Origin of the sequence: Bacillus sp. 2D03 (assembly GCF_003946765.1) — a bacterium.
In the GTDB taxonomy this organism is placed as follows: Bacteria; Bacillota; Bacilli; order Bacillales; family Bacillaceae_G; genus Bacillus_A; species Bacillus_A cereus.
The window spans coordinates 293342-309902 of sequence record NZ_RPSJ01000007.1 but is presented as its reverse complement, the minus strand read 5'-3'; the positions used below and the strand labels follow the sequence as shown (position 1 = coordinate 309902).

Sequence of the window (16561 nt, the reverse complement as noted above, 5' to 3'; positions counted from 1 at the left end):
TGAAGTCCCTTTTTCTATTTTCAGGTCATGTAGAGAAAAGAATTGACTTACTTTAAATCTGTAACTATAATAGTTACAGAATAACCATTAGTAATAGAAATGAGTTATATTTTTTTAGTATAATTGTAACTGTTTTAGTTACAATTAAAAAGAAAACATAAAACAACCAAAAAATGTAAAAACTTTAAATAGCAAATTGAGAAAGGAGACGGGAACTTTGAAACGGTTTAAGTTTTATTTGATTAGCGGTATTGTGCTTGTTTTGCTTATCGTATGTAACTTCGTTGATAAGCCGATTGCGAAGGTTGAAGAAGTGAAAGATACTGTTATGATGAAGCTGAATACGAAAGAGAGTATGGCGCAAATTGATGGGCAGACGATTTATTTTAAGCAAATTGGTGAGGGGAAACCTCCGTTACTCATGTTGCATGGGTTTGGTGGTTCTTCTGATGGGTTTAGTGATATTTATCCGGAACTAGTGCGAGATCATACGATTATTGCGGTTGATATTTTAGGATTTGGGCGTTCTTCTAAGCCGGTTGATTTTCAGTATTCGTTTCCTGCGCAAGTGAATTTATATTATAAGTTAATGAAGAAGCTCGGGTATGATCAATTCGCAGTACTTGGTCATTCGATGGGCGGAGAGATGTCTCTCAATTTAGCGTATTTATATCCGGATGCAGTGACGCATCTCATCTTGGCGGATGCTACAGGGATAGAGTCTTTCCAGCAAAAAGAAAGTTATGAAGTACCACCGCTATCGACGGACTTACAAACTGTAACCGAGATTACGAAGTATAATAAAAATGAAGTAAAAAATAGTCGTGATGATAAAGAGCATTATGATCAGCTTACGAAAATGAGAGAGCGCCGCATCGCGATGGAAGCCGATAAGATTAAGGTGCCGACTTTAATTATATGGGGACGACACGATAAGAGCGTTTCTTGGAAAAATGGTGAACTGTATCATGGGCTATTTGCAAATAGTACGTTTCATATTATTGAAAAAGGATACCACGCACCGTTTCGTCAAGAACCAATTGAGTTTATGGAATATGTACAAGCATTTTTCGCGAAGCATCCACAATAAAAATTTTAAGCATAAATCCACTTCTTTCCTCATAAAGTGAAACTAATAAGGCTTGTCTAAGGAAAGGAATGAAGTGATTTGGAAACTTTACCATGGTGGGTGTATCTTGTGATTGTCGGGATTGTACTAAGTGGCTACATGGTTTTATATACTTCGAAAAAAGAGCAAGATATGGATAATGAGTTTATTGAAAAAGAAGGCGAAGTATATATGAAGCGTTTAGAAGAAGAGCGTGAGAAACGTAATCAGGAAAGTGATAAAGATTCGGTATTGCTTTAATAGAAATTTTGAAAGGTTACCACCTAGTAGGATTTTACATCTCGGTGGTAGCTTTTTTTCTTCTGCGGGAGCAGTATATGTTCATCAAGCTAAGGTTATATTAGTTTAATTTTACATGTATAAGAGAGTCATCATAAACTTTTATTGATGGTATTTATATATTTTTTTACTCATAAGAATGGAACTAGTGGGGATTTTACTGGGGGGGGATTAACAATGCATAGGGATGAAACTTCATTACATCCGGATACAGGTGTTACATCTGTAATGTTTGTTGAGCGTTCATTAAATGAAATTCGTTTTTGGTCTAGAATCATGAAGGAGCATTCTTTTTTTCTTCGTTTAGGATTTAGGTGCGAGGATACTCAACTAATCGAAGAGGCGAATCAATTTTATCGATTGTTTGAACATATTGAACAAATAGCGCATTCCTATACAAATGAAACAGATCCTGAGCAAATAAAAAGATTTAATGCAGAAGTACAACAAGCCGCAACTAATATTTGGGGATTTAAACGAAAAATTTTAGGATTAATTCTCACATGTAAATTGCCAGGACAAAATAACTTTCCACTTTTAGTTGACCATACAAGTAGGGAAGCTGATTATTTTAGAAAACGTTTAATACAATTAAATGAAGGTAAATTAGATGCGCTTCCTGATGCTATTATTAAAGAAAATGTTTTCTTTTTACGGATTATGGCAGACCATGCTAAATTTATTGGCCATCTTCTTGATCCATCGGAAAGAAAGCTTGTAGATACAGCGCGGAATTTTAGCAATGATTTTGATGAATTGATGTATCAAGCAATTGACTTAGAATCTATGAAACCACAATCCCAAACAGCCCCTCTTTTAGATCAATTTTTAGATCAAAATCGTGTGTCGGTTGCATCTCTTCGGGATTTTAAGAAAACAGCACGTGATTTAATTGAGCAATGTAAAATAAAGAGTATCATTCATCCGTTATTAGCAGACCATGTTTTCCGTGAAGCTGATAGATTTCTTGAAATCATTGATATGTATGATGTTCATCTTACAAATATCCAATCACAACCTAGATATTAGAAGATAAGGAAAGATAGTATTTTACTTTCGATTGAGAAGTTAACAATTTATTGTTAGCTTCTTTTCTTTGTGATTAAAATTTTCTTTTAAGGACTACATAAATCCCTTTGACCAAATATGTAATTCTTTGTAAAATGATATATATGGAAAGATTATGAATATACAGGAAATCTATGGATAGTAGATTTTAATAAATTATTCGGGGGAAATTTATTAGTTAAGTATATTAACTTGTTTGCACTACATTTTACAAATAAAGGGGTATTAGTAATCATGAAAGCAAAGAAATTAGTAAGTTTAGCGTTACCAGTTATGTTATTGAGTGGTTGTATTACAATTGAAACTGATGGTAAGAAAGCTGAGCCAAAGAAAGAAGAAACGCAAAAGGTAGAGAAAGAGAATAAGACTTCTGAAAAAGAGAGTAAGTCAACTGATAGCAAGAAAGAGGATAGCTTATCTGTAGCGAAAGGTGAAGGTACAAACAGTAGTTCATCAAGTAGTCAACCAAGTTCTTCTTCAAATAATTCAACTTCTTCTAGTTCTTCAACTGGTAAGGTAACTGGTTCAGATGTTGAAAGGTACAAGGCAGATATCATAAATAGTGCTACTCAAATTGAAGATACAATGAAATTAATTGAAGGAATAGCAGATTCAGACGTAAAATCATATAAACAAAAGAAAAGTGAAGTACAACTGAGTTTAGGTGGAGCAAAGGCAACTGCAACGAAACTGAAGAATCTACAAGCGCCTCCTGAGTTACAGGGAGAACAGGCGAAGATAAAGCAGTCGATGGAACTATATGCGGATTGTTTTCAACTTCTCTTTGATGCATTGGACCAAGAAGACGAAAGTAAAATGCATCAATCATTAAGTAAAGCACAAGAAGGTTCGAAACTGTTTGAAGAGGCAGCGAAGAGTATCGGTAGTAAAACCAACTAAGAATAAATTATTTTAAGGGGTACTTGTGGGTGCAGTTGGTGCAAGTGAAGAGTTAGGAATTAGTTATGGAAACACATTACAAATTTATCAAATGGACGATAATGTTCGTATTCGATATGTAAAACAATAAATAATTGGTGAAAAACTCTGTAATAAATTTTACAGGGTTTTTTGTTAGTTCTAGTTTATTTTTTTTGGTCTTCCTAAGCGCTAAACATACTAGTATAAGTTGAGAAATGAACAAGAAGATTTGATGGGGAATATTGAATTTCCGATAAAAAATAACAATAGTAGACGCGTTTTTTCACGGTTTAAACCATAGTAACTGTAACCATCCAAAGCCCAATTCATACACTATGATGGAGGTTTTTTACTTACTAATCGGATGAAAAAGGAGTGTAATCATGAAGAAACGTACTGTTAATGAAGCGGGAGGGAATGTGCCACAACCAATCCGCAGCGACGGAGCGGGTGCGATTGATTCTGGACCTCGTAATGTTATGCGGGATATTCAAAATCCGAATATGCTTGTTCCGCCTATAACGGATGCAGGGTTAGTTCCTAACTTGAAGTTTTCATTCTCGGACACTTCTATGATTTTGAAACAAGGCGGGTGGTCTCGGGAGATTACTGCTCGGGAACTACCGGTTTCGACGACGATTGCGGGAGTAAATATGAGTTTAACGGCCGGTGGAGTACGAGAACTACATTGGCATAAAGAAGCGGAATGGGCGTATATGCTTTTAGGACGGGCGCGCATAACGGCTGTTGATCAAAATGGACGGAATTTTATTGCTGATGTTGGACCAGGTGATCTTTGGTATTTTCCGCCTGGTATTCCGCATTCCATTCAAGGATTGGAACATTGTGAATTTCTACTTGTTTTCGATGATGGACATTTTTCTGATTTATCTACTTTAGCTATTTCTGATTGGTTTGCGCATACGCCAAAAGAAGTGTTGTCGGCTAATTTTGGAGTACCTGAGAGTGCTTTTCATTCTATCCCTTCAGATCAAGTTTATATTTATCAAGGAGAGGTGCCAGGTTCGCTTGAAAGTCAGGAAATTCAATCACCGAAAGGAGAAGTTCCTTTAACATTTAAACATGAACTGTTAAAACAAAAGCCGATTAAGACGCCTGGTGGTAGCGTTCGAATTGTAGATTCTACAAATTTTCCTATTTCCAAAACAATCGCAGCAGCGCTCGTTGAGGTTGAGCCTGGTGGAATGAGAGAACTTCATTGGCACCCGAATAATGATGAATGGCAATATTATTTGACAGGGGAAGCGAGAATGACTGTGTTTCTTGGAAATGGTACCGCTCGTACATTTGATTATAGAGCTGGCGATGTCGGATATGTACCGTTTGCGACGGGGCATTATATTCAAAATACAGGTACCGAAACATTATGGTTTTTAGAGATGTTCAGAAGTAATCGTTTTGAAGATGTATCGTTAAATCAATGGATGGCACTGACTCCTAGAGAAATAGTGGAGAGTAATATACATGTTGGCCCGCAAGTAATGGATTCCCTGCGTAAGGAGAAGAGGCCTGTTGTGAAATATCCGGGGTTTTCATATAGTCCGAAAAATGATGAGTAAAAATGAAAATTTGCGTTATTCTTTCTGGAGACTGATAAGAAGGGATGGCGTATTTTTTATGCCTAATCTAGTCTTAACTAGTATCTGTTCGTTGTATTATTGTTTGGGAAATTATTATAGAAGAAAAATATATGAAATCGACATACTACATAGCTTTATTTTCAGGTGTAACGCACAAGTTGCACAGCTAACGCAACGACAACTCGCTTTACTCTTCATTATGTATTTGTCCATACTAGACGTAGAGAGGTGATAAACACAGTGTGATTTTTAGCGAACGTTTAAAAGAAGAACGAGAAAAACGAAATTGGTCACAAAATGATTTGGCTGAAAAACTTCATGTGAGTAGGCAATCTGTTTCGAAATGGGAGACGGGAAAGAACTATCCGAGCATTGAAATTATTATTCATTTAAGTGATCTGTTCGGTATTACAATTGATGAATTGCTAAGGGGTGATGAAGAATTGACGCAGAAAGTAATTGAAGATAGTAAGCAATTGGCGTATCCAAAATGGAAGGTGTTTTTTGATAGTCTATTTATGATAGGGGTATTTTTGTTTATTGCAAAAATCGTTGTATGGATGCTAAATAAGTTTGCAGGAGCAAGTATTACAATTGTAGCAGATGCGCCATATGTAATGAATCTTTTACCCCTTGCATTCATGATTATAGGTGGTATGGGATCGGATAAGTTGAAGAAAATATATAGATAGAGGAAAGATTTGAAAGAAATCCCCTACACTAGCTGTTCTTTTCACTTAAATTGTGTACTATAAAGGATAGGATGACATAAAGAAGGGGATATAGAGAATGGAATTTCATGAACAGAAGATTTTGCCGGCAGTGAGGCAAATTAAAGATTTGGAAAAGCTATTACATAGTTCGTATGAATATATTGTTATTTTAGATATTCATGTCGGTCAATTGAAGAGTGTTATATCGCTTGCGAAGCAATATTGTAAAAAGGTGTTTTTACATGTGGATTTAATTCATGGTTTGCAGAGTGATGGGCATGCGACGGAATATTTATGTCAGGAGTTTAGACCGTACGGGTTACTTTCAACAAAGGCGAGCGTTATTATGAAGGCGAAGCAAAAAGGTGTTGTGGCAATACAACGCATCTTTTTAATCGATTCGAGTGCGATGGAGAAGAGCTGCAATCTTTTAGATAAGACGAAACCGGATTATATTGAGGTACTTCCTGGAGCATTAACGGATGTTATTGCTGAAGTGAAAGAGCGTACTGGTGTACCGATTTTAGCGGGTGGTTTTATTCGTACTGTAGAAGATGTGGAAAGAGCTTTAAACGCTGGTGCGACAGCAATTACGACATCAAAACGCGAACTATGGAAACATTACCAAAAAAAGTGACGAAAATGTGAATTTTTTCGTTGACACCGCTTTCATTTACAGTTAACATTATAGACAAGTTAATAAACGTGACGGAGAAAAGTAGAGATCCACATTTCATTGTTTCTATATAAATTTATATAGAAGCGTGCAAGCTGTGGGTCTTTTTCTTTTGACAAAAACGAATGGCCATTCATTTTACCTCTATCACATTTGGAAGCGTTTAAATTGATTGTGGAGGGATACTATGTCAGCATTTTTAGGAGAGTTAATAGGGACTGCGTTGTTAATCGTACTTGGTGGCGGCGTTTGTGCTGGTGTAAGTTTAAAGAAATCGTTTGCGAAAGATTCAGGTTGGATTGTTATTACAATGGGCTGGGGCTTAGCAGTAGCGGTTGCAGCGTATGCGGTTGGATCAATTAGTGGGGCACATTTGAATCCAGCTTTAACAATAGGATTAGCATTTAAGGGAGCGTTCCCATGGAGTGACGTACCAGGTTATATCGCAGCACAAATGATTGGGGCAATTATCGGGGCAGTTATCGTATATTTACATTACTTACCACACTGGAAAGAAACAGAAGATCCAGGAACAAAGTTAGGTGTATTTGCAACAGGTCCAGCAATTCCGAACACATTTGCAAACCTTTTAAGTGAAATGATTGGAACATTCGTTTTAGTATTTGGTATATTAGCAATTGGTGCAAATAAATTTGCAGATGGATTAAATCCATTTATCGTAGGTTTCTTAATTGTAAGTATTGGTTTATCATTAGGTGGGACAACAGGATACGCAATTAACCCAGCACGTGATTTAGGTCCGCGTATCGCACACTTCTTCCTTCCGATTGCAGGAAAAGGCGGTTCAAATTGGAAGTATGCATGGATTCCAGTAGTTGGTCCAATTTTAGGTGGATCACTTGCAGGTTTATTCCATCAAGTTGTATTTGAAGGAAAACAAAATTCAGCACTTATTTATGTGATTATCGCAACTGTGATTGTACTAGCAATCTCTTATATGACAAGTAAAAAAAGCGGAAGCAATACAAATAGTAGAAAAGTAGCATAAGGGGGAAACCGATATGAAAAAATATATTCTTTCATTAGACCAAGGAACAACAAGCTCACGTGCAATTTTATTCAATAAAAAAGGTGAAATTGTTCATTCAGCTCAAAAAGAGTTTACACAACATTTTCCAAAGCCGGGCTGGGTAGAGCATAATGCGCAAGAAATTTGGGGATCTATTTTAGCAGTTATCGCAACTTGCTTAAGCGAAGCAGATGTAAAACCAGAACAAATCGCTGGTATCGGTATTACGAACCAACGTGAAACAACGGTTGTATGGGATAAAACAACTAGTAAACCAATTTACAACGCAATCGTATGGCAATCTCGCCAAACAGCTGAAATTTGTGATGAGTTAAAAGAAAAAGGTTATAGCGAAATGGTTCGCGAAAAAACAGGTCTTTTAATTGATGCATACTTCTCTGGAACGAAAGTAAAGTGGATTTTAGATAACGTTGAAGGTGCAAGAGAGAAAGCAGAAAACGGGGATCTATTATTCGGAACAATTGATTCATGGCTTGTATGGAAACTATCTGGTGGTAAAGCACACGTAACAGATTACTCAAACGCATCACGTACGTTAATGTTTAACATTCACGACTTACAGTGGGATGATGAGCTTCTAGACATGTTAACAGTACCAAAGAGTATGCTTCCAGAAGTACGTCCATCATCTGAAATATATGGAGAAACAATTGATTACCACTTCTTCGGTCAAAATGTACCGATTGCAGGTGTAGCTGGTGACCAACAAGCAGCATTATTTGGACAAGCTTGTTTCGGTGAAGGTATGGCGAAAAATACTTACGGAACTGGTTGCTTCATGTTAATGAACACAGGTGAAAAAGCAGTAGCTTCTGAGCACGGTCTATTAACAACAATTGCATGGGGAATAGATGGTAAAGTAAACTACGCATTAGAAGGAAGTATTTTCGTAGCAGGTTCTGCAATTCAGTGGTTACGTGACGGAATGCGTATGTTTAAAGATGCAAGTGAGAGTGAAGTGTATGCGAGTCGCGTTGAATCAACTGATGGTGTATACGTTGTACCAGCATTCGTTGGACTAGGAACACCTTATTGGGATAGTGAAGTACGCGGCGCTATGTTTGGTGTAACACGCGGTACGACGAAAGAGCACTTCATTCGTGCAACGCTAGAATCTTTAGCTTACCAAACGAAAGATGTATTATGCGCAATGGAAGCAGATTCAGGTATTGAACTGAAAACATTACGCGTTGATGGCGGAGCAGTTAAAAATAACTTCTTAATGAAGTTCCAAAGTGATATTTTAGATGTTCCTGTAGAGCGTCCAGTGATCAACGAAACAACGGCTCTAGGTGCAGCATACTTAGCTGGTCTTGCGGTTGGATATTGGAAAAACCAAGATGAAATTAAAGAACAGTGGCATATGGACAAACGCTTTGAACCAACGATGGAAGCGAAAACAAGCGAAGAGCTATATGCTGGATGGAAAAAAGCAATTGAAGCAACAAAAGCTTTCAAATAATCATAAACAGTGTTATAATGGTGACAAGTTAATAATTCGGTAGGAGATTTGGAGAGACCACAACGCGCTATAGAGGCGAAATCTATAGCGGAGTTTGTGGTCTCTTTTTTCGTTATCAAAGGGAGGAATTACCATGAAATTTTCAAGTAAACAACGTAAAGACGTATTAAACGGAGTAAATAAACAAGAGTTAGATGTGATCGTAATTGGTGGAGGTATTACTGGTTCTGGTATTGCATTAGATGGAGCAACACGCGGGTTATCAACAATTGTGTTTGAAATGCAGGACTTTGCAGCAGGTACATCAAGTCGTTCAACGAAGCTTGTACACGGTGGTCTACGTTATTTAAAACAACTTGAAGTGAAAATGGTAGCAGAGGTGGGTAAAGAGCGTGCGATCGTATATGAGAACGGTCCCCATGTAACAACACCAGAGTGGATGTTACTTCCGTTCCATACAGGCGGTACATTCGGATCATTTAGTACATCAATTGGTCTTCGTGTATACGACTTCTTAGCAGGTGTAAAACGAAGCGAGCGCAGAAAGATGTTTAACCGTGAAGAAACATTAAACAAAGAGCCTCTTGTAAAAAAAGAAGGATTAAAAGGCGGCGGTTACTACGTAGAATATCGTACAGATGATGCGCGTCTTACAATTGAAGTAATGAAAGAAGCAATTGAGCACGGCGCAAAAGCTGTTAACTATGCAAAAGTAGACAGTTTCTTATATAAAGATGGAAAAGTATGCGGTGTACGTGTAATCGATTTACTAGACGGAGAAGTATACGAAGTTTACGGTAAGAAAATTGTAAACGCAGCTGGCCCTTGGGTAGATACACTTCGTGAAAAAGATAATTCGAAAAAAGGAAAAGTACTTCAGTTATCAAAAGGTGTTCACTTAGTAATTGACCAAAAACGTTTCCCATTAGGTCAAGCGATTTACTTCGATACACCAGATAAACGTATGGTGTTCGCGATTCCTCGCGGCGGAAAAACATACGTAGGTACAACAGATACGTTCTATGATAAAGACGCAGCTGTACCACAAATGACAACAGAAGATCGCACATACATCATTAATGCGATTAACTACATGTTCCCAAGCGTGAAAATTACAGAGAAAGACATTGAATCAAGCTGGGCTGGTGTACGTCCGTTAATTTATGAAGAAGGTAAGAGTGCATCTGAAATTTCTCGTAAAGACGAAATTTGGACTTCTGAATCTGGTTTAATTACAATCGCAGGTGGTAAATTAACAGGATACCGCAAAATGGCTGAAATGGTAGTAGACTACGTAACGAACTTACTACAAAAAGAAGGTCATAGCGCATATCCGAAGAGCGACACGAAACATATGCCAATCTCTGGTGGACATGTAGATGGTTCACACGGATTCCCAGCATTCGTTGCGAAAAAAGCTGGCGAAGGTACGAAATATGGTTTAACAACAGCACAAGCAGAAGAATTCGCGAAATTCTATGGTTCTAACGTTGACGTACTATTTGACTTAGCGAAAAAACATAAAGACGAAGCGAAAGAATACAACATGCCGCTTGACGTTCTAATCCCGCTTGTATATGCAATGGATTACGAAATGACAGCAAAACCAGTTGACTTCTTCGTACGCCGCAGAGGCGCTGTATTCTTCAACATCCACTGGGTATACGAGTGGAAAGAAGCAGTAATCAACTACATGGCTGCGAAACTAGGCTGGAGCAAAGAAGAACAAATGAAATATACAGCAGAACTAGAAAAAGCACTAACAGACGCTGTTATTCCTGTAGATCAACAAGAACAGGCAGCTGCGTTAGCATAAAATAGAGAACCACCTGAAGGGGAGCCTTTAGGTGGTTCTTTTTTTATGGAATATTCTTCTGACTATATTGCATAACGACATATGTTGTTATACGATGTATATAAGGTGGTGGTATTGTTGGACAAAGAAATCTTGAAGGGAAGTATAGATATTTTATTACTTTCTATCATTGCAAAACGTGATACATATGGATATGAAATAGCTCAAAGTTTAAAGGATGCAAGTGAAGATTTGTATAGTATGGGGCAGGGAACTTTGTATCCTGCTTTAAAGAGATTAGAGAAAAAGGAGTTTCTTGAATCTTATTGGAATGAATCTGAGAATGGGATGAAAAGGAAATTCTATACTATTACAGATAAAGGGAAAAAAGAATTGCAGAAGAAAGTGAATTCTTGGGAGAGTGTAACAGCATTAATTCAAGCTTGTCAGAAAGGAGTTATTTATGAGTGAATTTGATGAGTATATTAAGTCTATTTTAGCCTATTCAGAACTTAGTGATATTGAACAGGATGAGTTATTTCTAGAAATGTATGATCACTTGAACAGCTTGAAAGAAGAATATATGGAACAAGGTATGAATGAAAAAGAAGCGATTTATAAAGCGATTCAAAGTTTTGGAGAATCAAAAGTTATTGGCGTAGAGATTAATAAATCGGTATACGAAGTTCCTAGACCATTAAAGGTATTATCAAAAATTTTATGTATTCCTTATATAATCATTTGTTTTATTGTCTTTTTAGGAACGTTTATTTCAACTTCTACATTTGACTCTGTTCGCAGTTTGACAGGTGGGACTGTCTATCATCCCATTGAATTTTGGCAGCAATTTTTACATATATCTGATTTAGAAACGTTATTACAACTTTTTGGAATAACACTTTGGCAAGTTAAAGATTTTATTGCACATCCAGGTCCTTGGGGAAACTCAACTTATTGGTTAAGTGTTTTACAACATATAATATTAGTAGTTCCATTTGGATTTTTCGTTCCAGTGCTGATTAATAAAGTGACTAACTATAAGAAAGCTCGTAAGTGGTATGTTATGACCTTTCTTGTTTGGGAGATATTACATTTACTAACTTTGTCTGATGTTTTTGATGTGTGGCGGATTGCTATAAATATGCTCGGTGCGTCGGTAGGATATCTTTTATTTATAAGCATGATACAAATAGATAATAAATTTAGGATAATGCGCAAGAAGATATTTGAAAATTAGCTTGCTATTTTGTAGTTTAAATTATACAAATTTAGTTTGATGGTAATAGAGTATTGCTGAAAACATAGGTGCTATATAGTGAGAGGATTTTTTATATTCGTAATAGGTGTTGTTCCTTGTTTACTCATTGTTATGAAGCGGGTACATAATCCGTCTTTATTGGTGCTATAAATGATGAGAGCGGCACAGCTGAGCTTGAAAAAGTCTAGCTGCGTTAGCGTAAAATAGAGAACTACCTGAAGGGGAGCCCTTTAGGTAGTTTTTCTCTTGACTAAAAATAAATAAAATGTGTTACAATGATGATAGAGTATGTAGTGTGAATTTTGCATAAAATAAAAAAGACAGAAGCCTGAGAAACTTCTGCCTTGTGTAACCTAACTTGCTATTGTGGTGGTAGTAGGTGCGGTTATAAGACAATTACATTAACGTTTTAGCCGAGAACCGCCCTTACCTTTTCCACGAAGCAGGGTGGTTCTCGCTTTTTTGTATACAGAAATTAGCCACGGACCGACGTATCTTCTACCGATGACAACGCCAGCTCCGGTTAGGATACCATACACTAATTTAATTACAAACATCGCGATTATATTATCACCTCCCCCTTTTTTCAAAATGGAAGAGATGATTGCCACACCTACTAGTTATAGCTTATTAAGTTACGTATTCATTGTATTATGTTTTAAAATAGGGAACAAGATATATGGATGAAAATTCCTAGTTTTAAATGGTGGTTGTGTAAATTGTAGTTTATCATGTATAACCTGTTTATGAATTTCCTACAAGTTAAGGTTTTCATGCAATTGCGTTATGTATAGAAGTTTAAATACTAAACTTGTATGAAGAATGTATTAGTTTTGATATTATCGATTCATCTTTGTATGGTCATGATATATTAGATTCTTTAAGTGAGCGTTAGAAAGAAGGGGGACTCGATTAAATCGGTTCTCTTTTTCATTTAGCGATGAGGGGAATCTTGATGATATAAAACTAAGACAAAATCCTTATTGTAAACTTAAAGAGCGCCTTGGGAGAAAGACGCTCTTTAGGTGAATGCATTGTAACGACTATTCGGTTTATTATATGTAATTTACTGAGGAAGTGCTTTATAAAAAATGTGATTGCCGATCGTATTTTTTTATACATTTATAAAACTTTTCCATACAGTGCGTCGTCTAATATATGGGAAGGAGGAAATGATGTGGATGAATTAACGATAGAAGCGTTTGAAATAGAAGATAAGGAGGACCTTATCGACGAAATAATGAACAAGTATGGACAAGAAGTCCTGCAGCTTGTGTATTCGTATGTGAATAATAAAGAGGTTGCGGAGGATGTAACGCAAGATATATTCGTGAAATGCTATAAATCTCTTCATACATATAAAGGGAATTCGAATTTAAAAACATGGTTATGGAGAATTGCAATCAATCAATGTAAGGACTATTTAAAAAGTTGGTATAACAAAAAGGTCGTCGTGACAGAGGATGAATCTGCTTATATAGGGGTTCAAAATGATAGTGTCGAACAAACTGTTATGCAAAATGCGGAGGACCGTGAGCTCGCGTCTGCGGTAATGAATTTACCAATAAAATATCGAGAGGTCATTTATCTATTTTATTATGAAGAATTATCAATTAAAGAGATTGCTACAGTAATAGAAGTGAAGGAAAATACGATAAAAACGAGACTGAAAAAAGCGAAGGAGCTTTTGAAGAAAGGATTGGAGGAATAATCAAATGGAAGATCGATTAAAAGGTTTGCGAAAATCAATGGAGAACACAACGTTTAAACATTTGAGTTTTTCTGATCAACATCGAAAGCGGGTACGCGAAAAAATCAATGCATCACATGAAAAGGAAGAGGACATCTCTTTAGCGATTTTACAGCTCCTCAGTAATGAAAAAACAGGGTACGAATTGTCGCAGCTACTACGAGGGAGAGGGATTCGGAAATTCGAAGGAAATGAAGGCTTTTTATATACCGTATTACATCGTTTAGAACAGAACCATTTTATCCAATCAAGCTGGGATCATGCAGGAGCGAAGTATTATCAATTAAATGATAAAGGAAGAAAGATGCTGCGAAAGGCAGAAAAAAATGCTACGAAGGTACAATTTATATTAAAAGGTTTAGTACAGGAGTGAGGCGGAATTGTATAAAAAAGGGGAGCGTTTTGTAAGCGAAGTTACGAATCATATTAAATCAAAAGAAGCAAAGAGCTTTGTAGCAACCGAACTAGATTTTCATTTAAAACAGGCAAAGAACACATGGATAGAAAAAGGTTTAAGTGAGGAAATTGCTGAAAATAAAGCTGTGGAACAAATGGGAAGTCCGAGTAAATTAGGGCGGGAATTTAATAAACTTCATAAGCCAAAGGTTGATTGGTTCTTACTTATTTTATTGGTGGCTGCGATGGGGTTAGGGTTTTTACCAGTTTTAGTTTTTGGATATACGAATGATGTAATAATGAATAAGGTGATATTTGTTATTCTGGGTGTTATAACAGCGATTGGGATGATGTTACTTGATTATCGGAAATTAGAGAGAATGGGATGGTTGTTTTACACAATCGGAGTAGTTGTCTTGTTAATTCTATACTGTTTTCCAAACGCTTCAATGATTGGAGAACCGTTAATAAAAATTGGTCCAATTGCAGTTGACTGTTTAATGGCAGTTCCTTTCTTTTTTCTAGCTTGGGCTTCTTTTTTCAATAATAATAGGTTAAAAGTTATACATCTTGTGGTTTTATATTTATTTTCTTTGTATTTATTTTTAATTGTATCCACCCTTTCGTCAATTTTCATCTATATTACGATGGTATTCGTTATGCTTTGGTGGAGTAAGCTAGGAAAGAAAACGTCGTTGATTATTACGGTTGTACCTATTTGTTTATTTATTATTAAGGTATCCGTATCATGGTCTTCAGGATACCACTTAGATAGACTTTTAGGGTATTTAAATCCTGAGAGTGATGCAGGTGGCGCAGGATTTATGTATATACGATTAAAAGAGGTAATGTCATCAGCAGGTTGGTTTGGTACATATGGAGATATGAAATTCATCCCTGCTCCGGATACTGATTTTGTATTTGCAAGTTTGACTTACTATTATGGGTATTGGCTTGCATTAATTCTTGTCTTCGTTCTTTCTCTTTTTGTAGCAAGATTAATAGTCATCTCTTATAAAATAAATGATCGGTACGGTAAATTGCTACTCGTTGGTGGATTGACTCTTTTTGTATTCCAGTTCATTTATAATGTTGGAATGATACTAGGATTATTGCCGCTTGCTGCTATATCCTTACCTTTTATTAGTTACGGATTAACGCCGACTGTATTTCATGCGCTTATAATGGGGATTGTGCTGAGTGTATATAGGCGTAAGGGTATTTCATTCAGGATTAGAAAGACACCTTGATACTTATATAAGTTGCATATAAAAGAATTCATTATTATGATCAAGTAAAAACGTAAATAGATAGTAGAAGAGGGGTATGATAAATACTCCTCTTTTCGTGTTTAAATAAGTGTACTCTCTTTAACAGAAATACATAATTCAGAACGAGATATCGATTCAGTTAGTTGTTGTAAATAGGAGTATTCTTCCGCATCTTTTTCGGAAGTGTTAGGATTTAATAAAGGTGAAGATAGAAGTACATCAAGTGTAAGAATGTCTGCATCATGAGAAGCGATACGATAACCTGCAAATACAGGGCGTTTTATGAAATTTAAGTAAGTGCGTGTTTGCATGCGTATCACTATTTTATGTACAATAAAAGAAAAGCCTCTTATGAGATGGGGAGAGAAAATTTCATGTCCAGCCAACAATTAGTGAATTTACGCATTGATTTTGCTTTTAAACAATTATTTGGCACAAGTGGAAATGAAGATATTTTAATTGCTTTTTTAAATGCGATGTTACAGGATTCTTTAGAATCACCCATTGTTTCGTTACAATTTGCAGATCCACATTTACACAGGGAACATGAAGAAGATAAGTTATCTATCTTAGATATTTCAGCTACATTAGACACAGGAACAAAAGTCAATGTAGAAATACAACTCAATAATAATCATGATATGATTAAACGTAGTTTATATTATTGGGGAAGGCTATACACAGCTCAACTTCAAAAGGGAATGCCATACAACAGGAGTTTTATGGAATCGACAACAACATAAAATATTGAGTAGTGATATCGAAGTTCACATCGTAGAGATTTCGAAACTTATGCAACAGTGGCGGAATGAACAAGTAAATCCTTGGGAAGATTTGTTTGTTCGTTGGTTATTATTACTTCCGGCAAACGAGGATGAACAACTAACCCAAACATTGGAGGACATTGCGATGAACCAAGATCCGATTTTACAAAAAGCGATGAATAAATGGGAGCGTATGAGTCAAGATTCTTCTTTCCGACAAGCATATGAGGCAAGAGAGAAAGCTTTGATGGATGAAGCCGCAAAGTTCGCTCATGCTCGTAATGAAGGAAAGAAAGAGGGAATTGAAGAAGGTAAGATTCAATTAATTCGTGGAATGCATAAAAATGGAATGCCAATCGAAGATATTGCAAAGTTTACAAATTTACGTTTAGAAGAAATACGAAGCATTTTACAAGTCTAAATGATA

The 16561-nt window shown here is 36.3% G+C and carries 16 protein-coding genes and 2 pseudogenes; 16 read left to right on the top strand and 2 right to left on the bottom strand.

Annotated features, from left to right (window positions below; translation table 11 throughout):
- Positions 1 to 217: 217 nt before the first annotated feature.
- From EBQ15_RS18185 to EBQ15_RS18130, 12 genes are all read left to right on the top strand, one after another.
- A complete protein-coding gene (locus EBQ15_RS18185) occupies positions 218 to 1090 on the top strand; it encodes an alpha/beta fold hydrolase (RefSeq protein WP_000819468.1) in 873 nt (290 codons plus the stop codon).
- Positions 1091 to 1168: 78 nt separating this feature from the next.
- On the top strand, positions 1169 to 1369 hold the full coding sequence (locus tag EBQ15_RS18180) for a sporulation YhaL family protein (RefSeq protein WP_000449225.1): 201 nt from the start codon (positions 1169 to 1171) through the stop codon (positions 1367 to 1369).
- Between the two features lie 216 nt (positions 1370 to 1585).
- Positions 1586 to 2437 carry a DUF2935 domain-containing protein gene (locus EBQ15_RS18175; protein ID WP_000554479.1) on the top strand — a complete coding sequence of 284 codons (852 nt, stop codon included), beginning with the start codon at positions 1586 to 1588 and terminating at the stop codon, positions 2435 to 2437.
- Between the two features lie 273 nt (positions 2438 to 2710).
- Complete coding sequence (locus EBQ15_RS18170) at positions 2711 to 3376, top strand: DUF7018 domain-containing (lipo)protein (RefSeq protein ID WP_000644835.1); 666 nt, start codon at positions 2711 to 2713, stop codon at positions 3374 to 3376.
- A 404-nt stretch (positions 3377 to 3780) separates the two neighbouring features.
- Positions 3781 to 4977, top strand: a complete 1197-nt coding sequence (locus EBQ15_RS18165; protein WP_000747510.1) for an oxalate decarboxylase family bicupin — start codon at positions 3781 to 3783, stop codon at positions 4975 to 4977.
- Between the two features lie 263 nt (positions 4978 to 5240).
- Entirely contained in the window at positions 5241 to 5690 is a 450-nt protein-coding gene (locus EBQ15_RS18160) for a helix-turn-helix domain-containing protein (protein WP_000577650.1), read from the top strand.
- Positions 5691 to 5787: 97 nt separating this feature from the next.
- Positions 5788 to 6348: a glycerol uptake operon antiterminator GlpP gene (gene glpP, locus EBQ15_RS18155; protein ID WP_000394285.1), complete on the top strand. Its 561-nt coding sequence runs from the start codon at positions 5788 to 5790 to the stop codon at positions 6346 to 6348.
- A 226-nt stretch (positions 6349 to 6574) separates the two neighbouring features.
- Entirely contained in the window at positions 6575 to 7396 is an 822-nt protein-coding gene (gene glpF, locus EBQ15_RS18150; RefSeq protein WP_001272195.1) for a glycerol uptake facilitator protein GlpF, read from the top strand.
- 13 nt (positions 7397 to 7409) lie between these two features.
- Entirely contained in the window at positions 7410 to 8900 is a 1491-nt protein-coding gene (glpK, locus tag EBQ15_RS18145; protein ID WP_000760006.1) for a glycerol kinase GlpK, read from the top strand.
- 133 nt (positions 8901 to 9033) lie between these two features.
- Complete coding sequence (glpD, locus tag EBQ15_RS18140) at positions 9034 to 10716, top strand: aerobic glycerol-3-phosphate dehydrogenase (protein ID WP_000672831.1); 1683 nt, start codon at positions 9034 to 9036, stop codon at positions 10714 to 10716.
- Positions 10717 to 10833: 117 nt separating this feature from the next.
- Entirely contained in the window at positions 10834 to 11166 is a 333-nt protein-coding gene (locus EBQ15_RS18135; protein WP_000356630.1) for a PadR family transcriptional regulator, read from the top strand.
- Positions 11159 to 11932: a VanZ family protein gene (locus tag EBQ15_RS18130; protein WP_001288383.1), complete on the top strand. Its 774-nt coding sequence runs from the start codon at positions 11159 to 11161 to the stop codon at positions 11930 to 11932. The genes EBQ15_RS18135 and EBQ15_RS18130 overlap by 8 nt, the downstream gene beginning before the upstream one ends.
- Before the next feature lie 422 nt (positions 11933 to 12354).
- Here EBQ15_RS18130 and EBQ15_RS18125 read toward each other — a convergent pair whose 3' ends face one another.
- On the bottom strand, positions 12355 to 12510 hold the full coding sequence (locus EBQ15_RS18125; protein ID WP_000497655.1) for a hypothetical protein: 156 nt from the start codon (positions 12508 to 12510) through the stop codon (positions 12355 to 12357).
- Positions 12511 to 13130: 620 nt separating this feature from the next.
- On the opposite strand from EBQ15_RS18125, the gene EBQ15_RS18120 reads away from it, so the two are divergent.
- Genes EBQ15_RS18120 through EBQ15_RS18110 form a run of 3 tightly spaced genes read left to right on the top strand, consistent with a single transcriptional unit; the run spans position 13131 to position 15349 of the window.
- Positions 13131 to 13664, top strand: a complete 534-nt coding sequence (locus EBQ15_RS18120) for a sigma-70 family RNA polymerase sigma factor (protein ID WP_000344006.1) — start codon at positions 13131 to 13133, stop codon at positions 13662 to 13664.
- A 4-nt stretch (positions 13665 to 13668) separates the two neighbouring features.
- Positions 13669 to 14076, top strand: coding sequence for a PadR family transcriptional regulator (locus EBQ15_RS18115; protein ID WP_000390173.1), 408 nt, complete (start codon positions 13669 to 13671; stop codon positions 14074 to 14076).
- Between the two features lie 7 nt (positions 14077 to 14083).
- Positions 14084 to 15349 (top strand): FtsW/RodA/SpoVE family cell cycle protein, encoded by a 1266-nt coding sequence (locus EBQ15_RS18110; protein ID WP_000276946.1) that lies wholly within the window; start codon positions 14084 to 14086, stop codon positions 15347 to 15349.
- A gap of 101 nt (positions 15350 to 15450) precedes the next feature.
- Here the strand turns inward: EBQ15_RS18110 and EBQ15_RS18105 are convergent.
- Positions 15451 to 15654, bottom strand: a pseudogene (locus tag EBQ15_RS18105) (hypothetical protein); the annotation flags it as partial.
- 90 nt (positions 15655 to 15744) lie between these two features.
- On the opposite strand from EBQ15_RS18105, the pseudogene EBQ15_RS18100 reads away from it, so the two are divergent.
- Positions 15745 to 16555, top strand: a pseudogene (locus EBQ15_RS18100) (Rpn family recombination-promoting nuclease/putative transposase).
- The last annotated feature ends 6 nt before the right edge of the window (positions 16556 to 16561 follow it).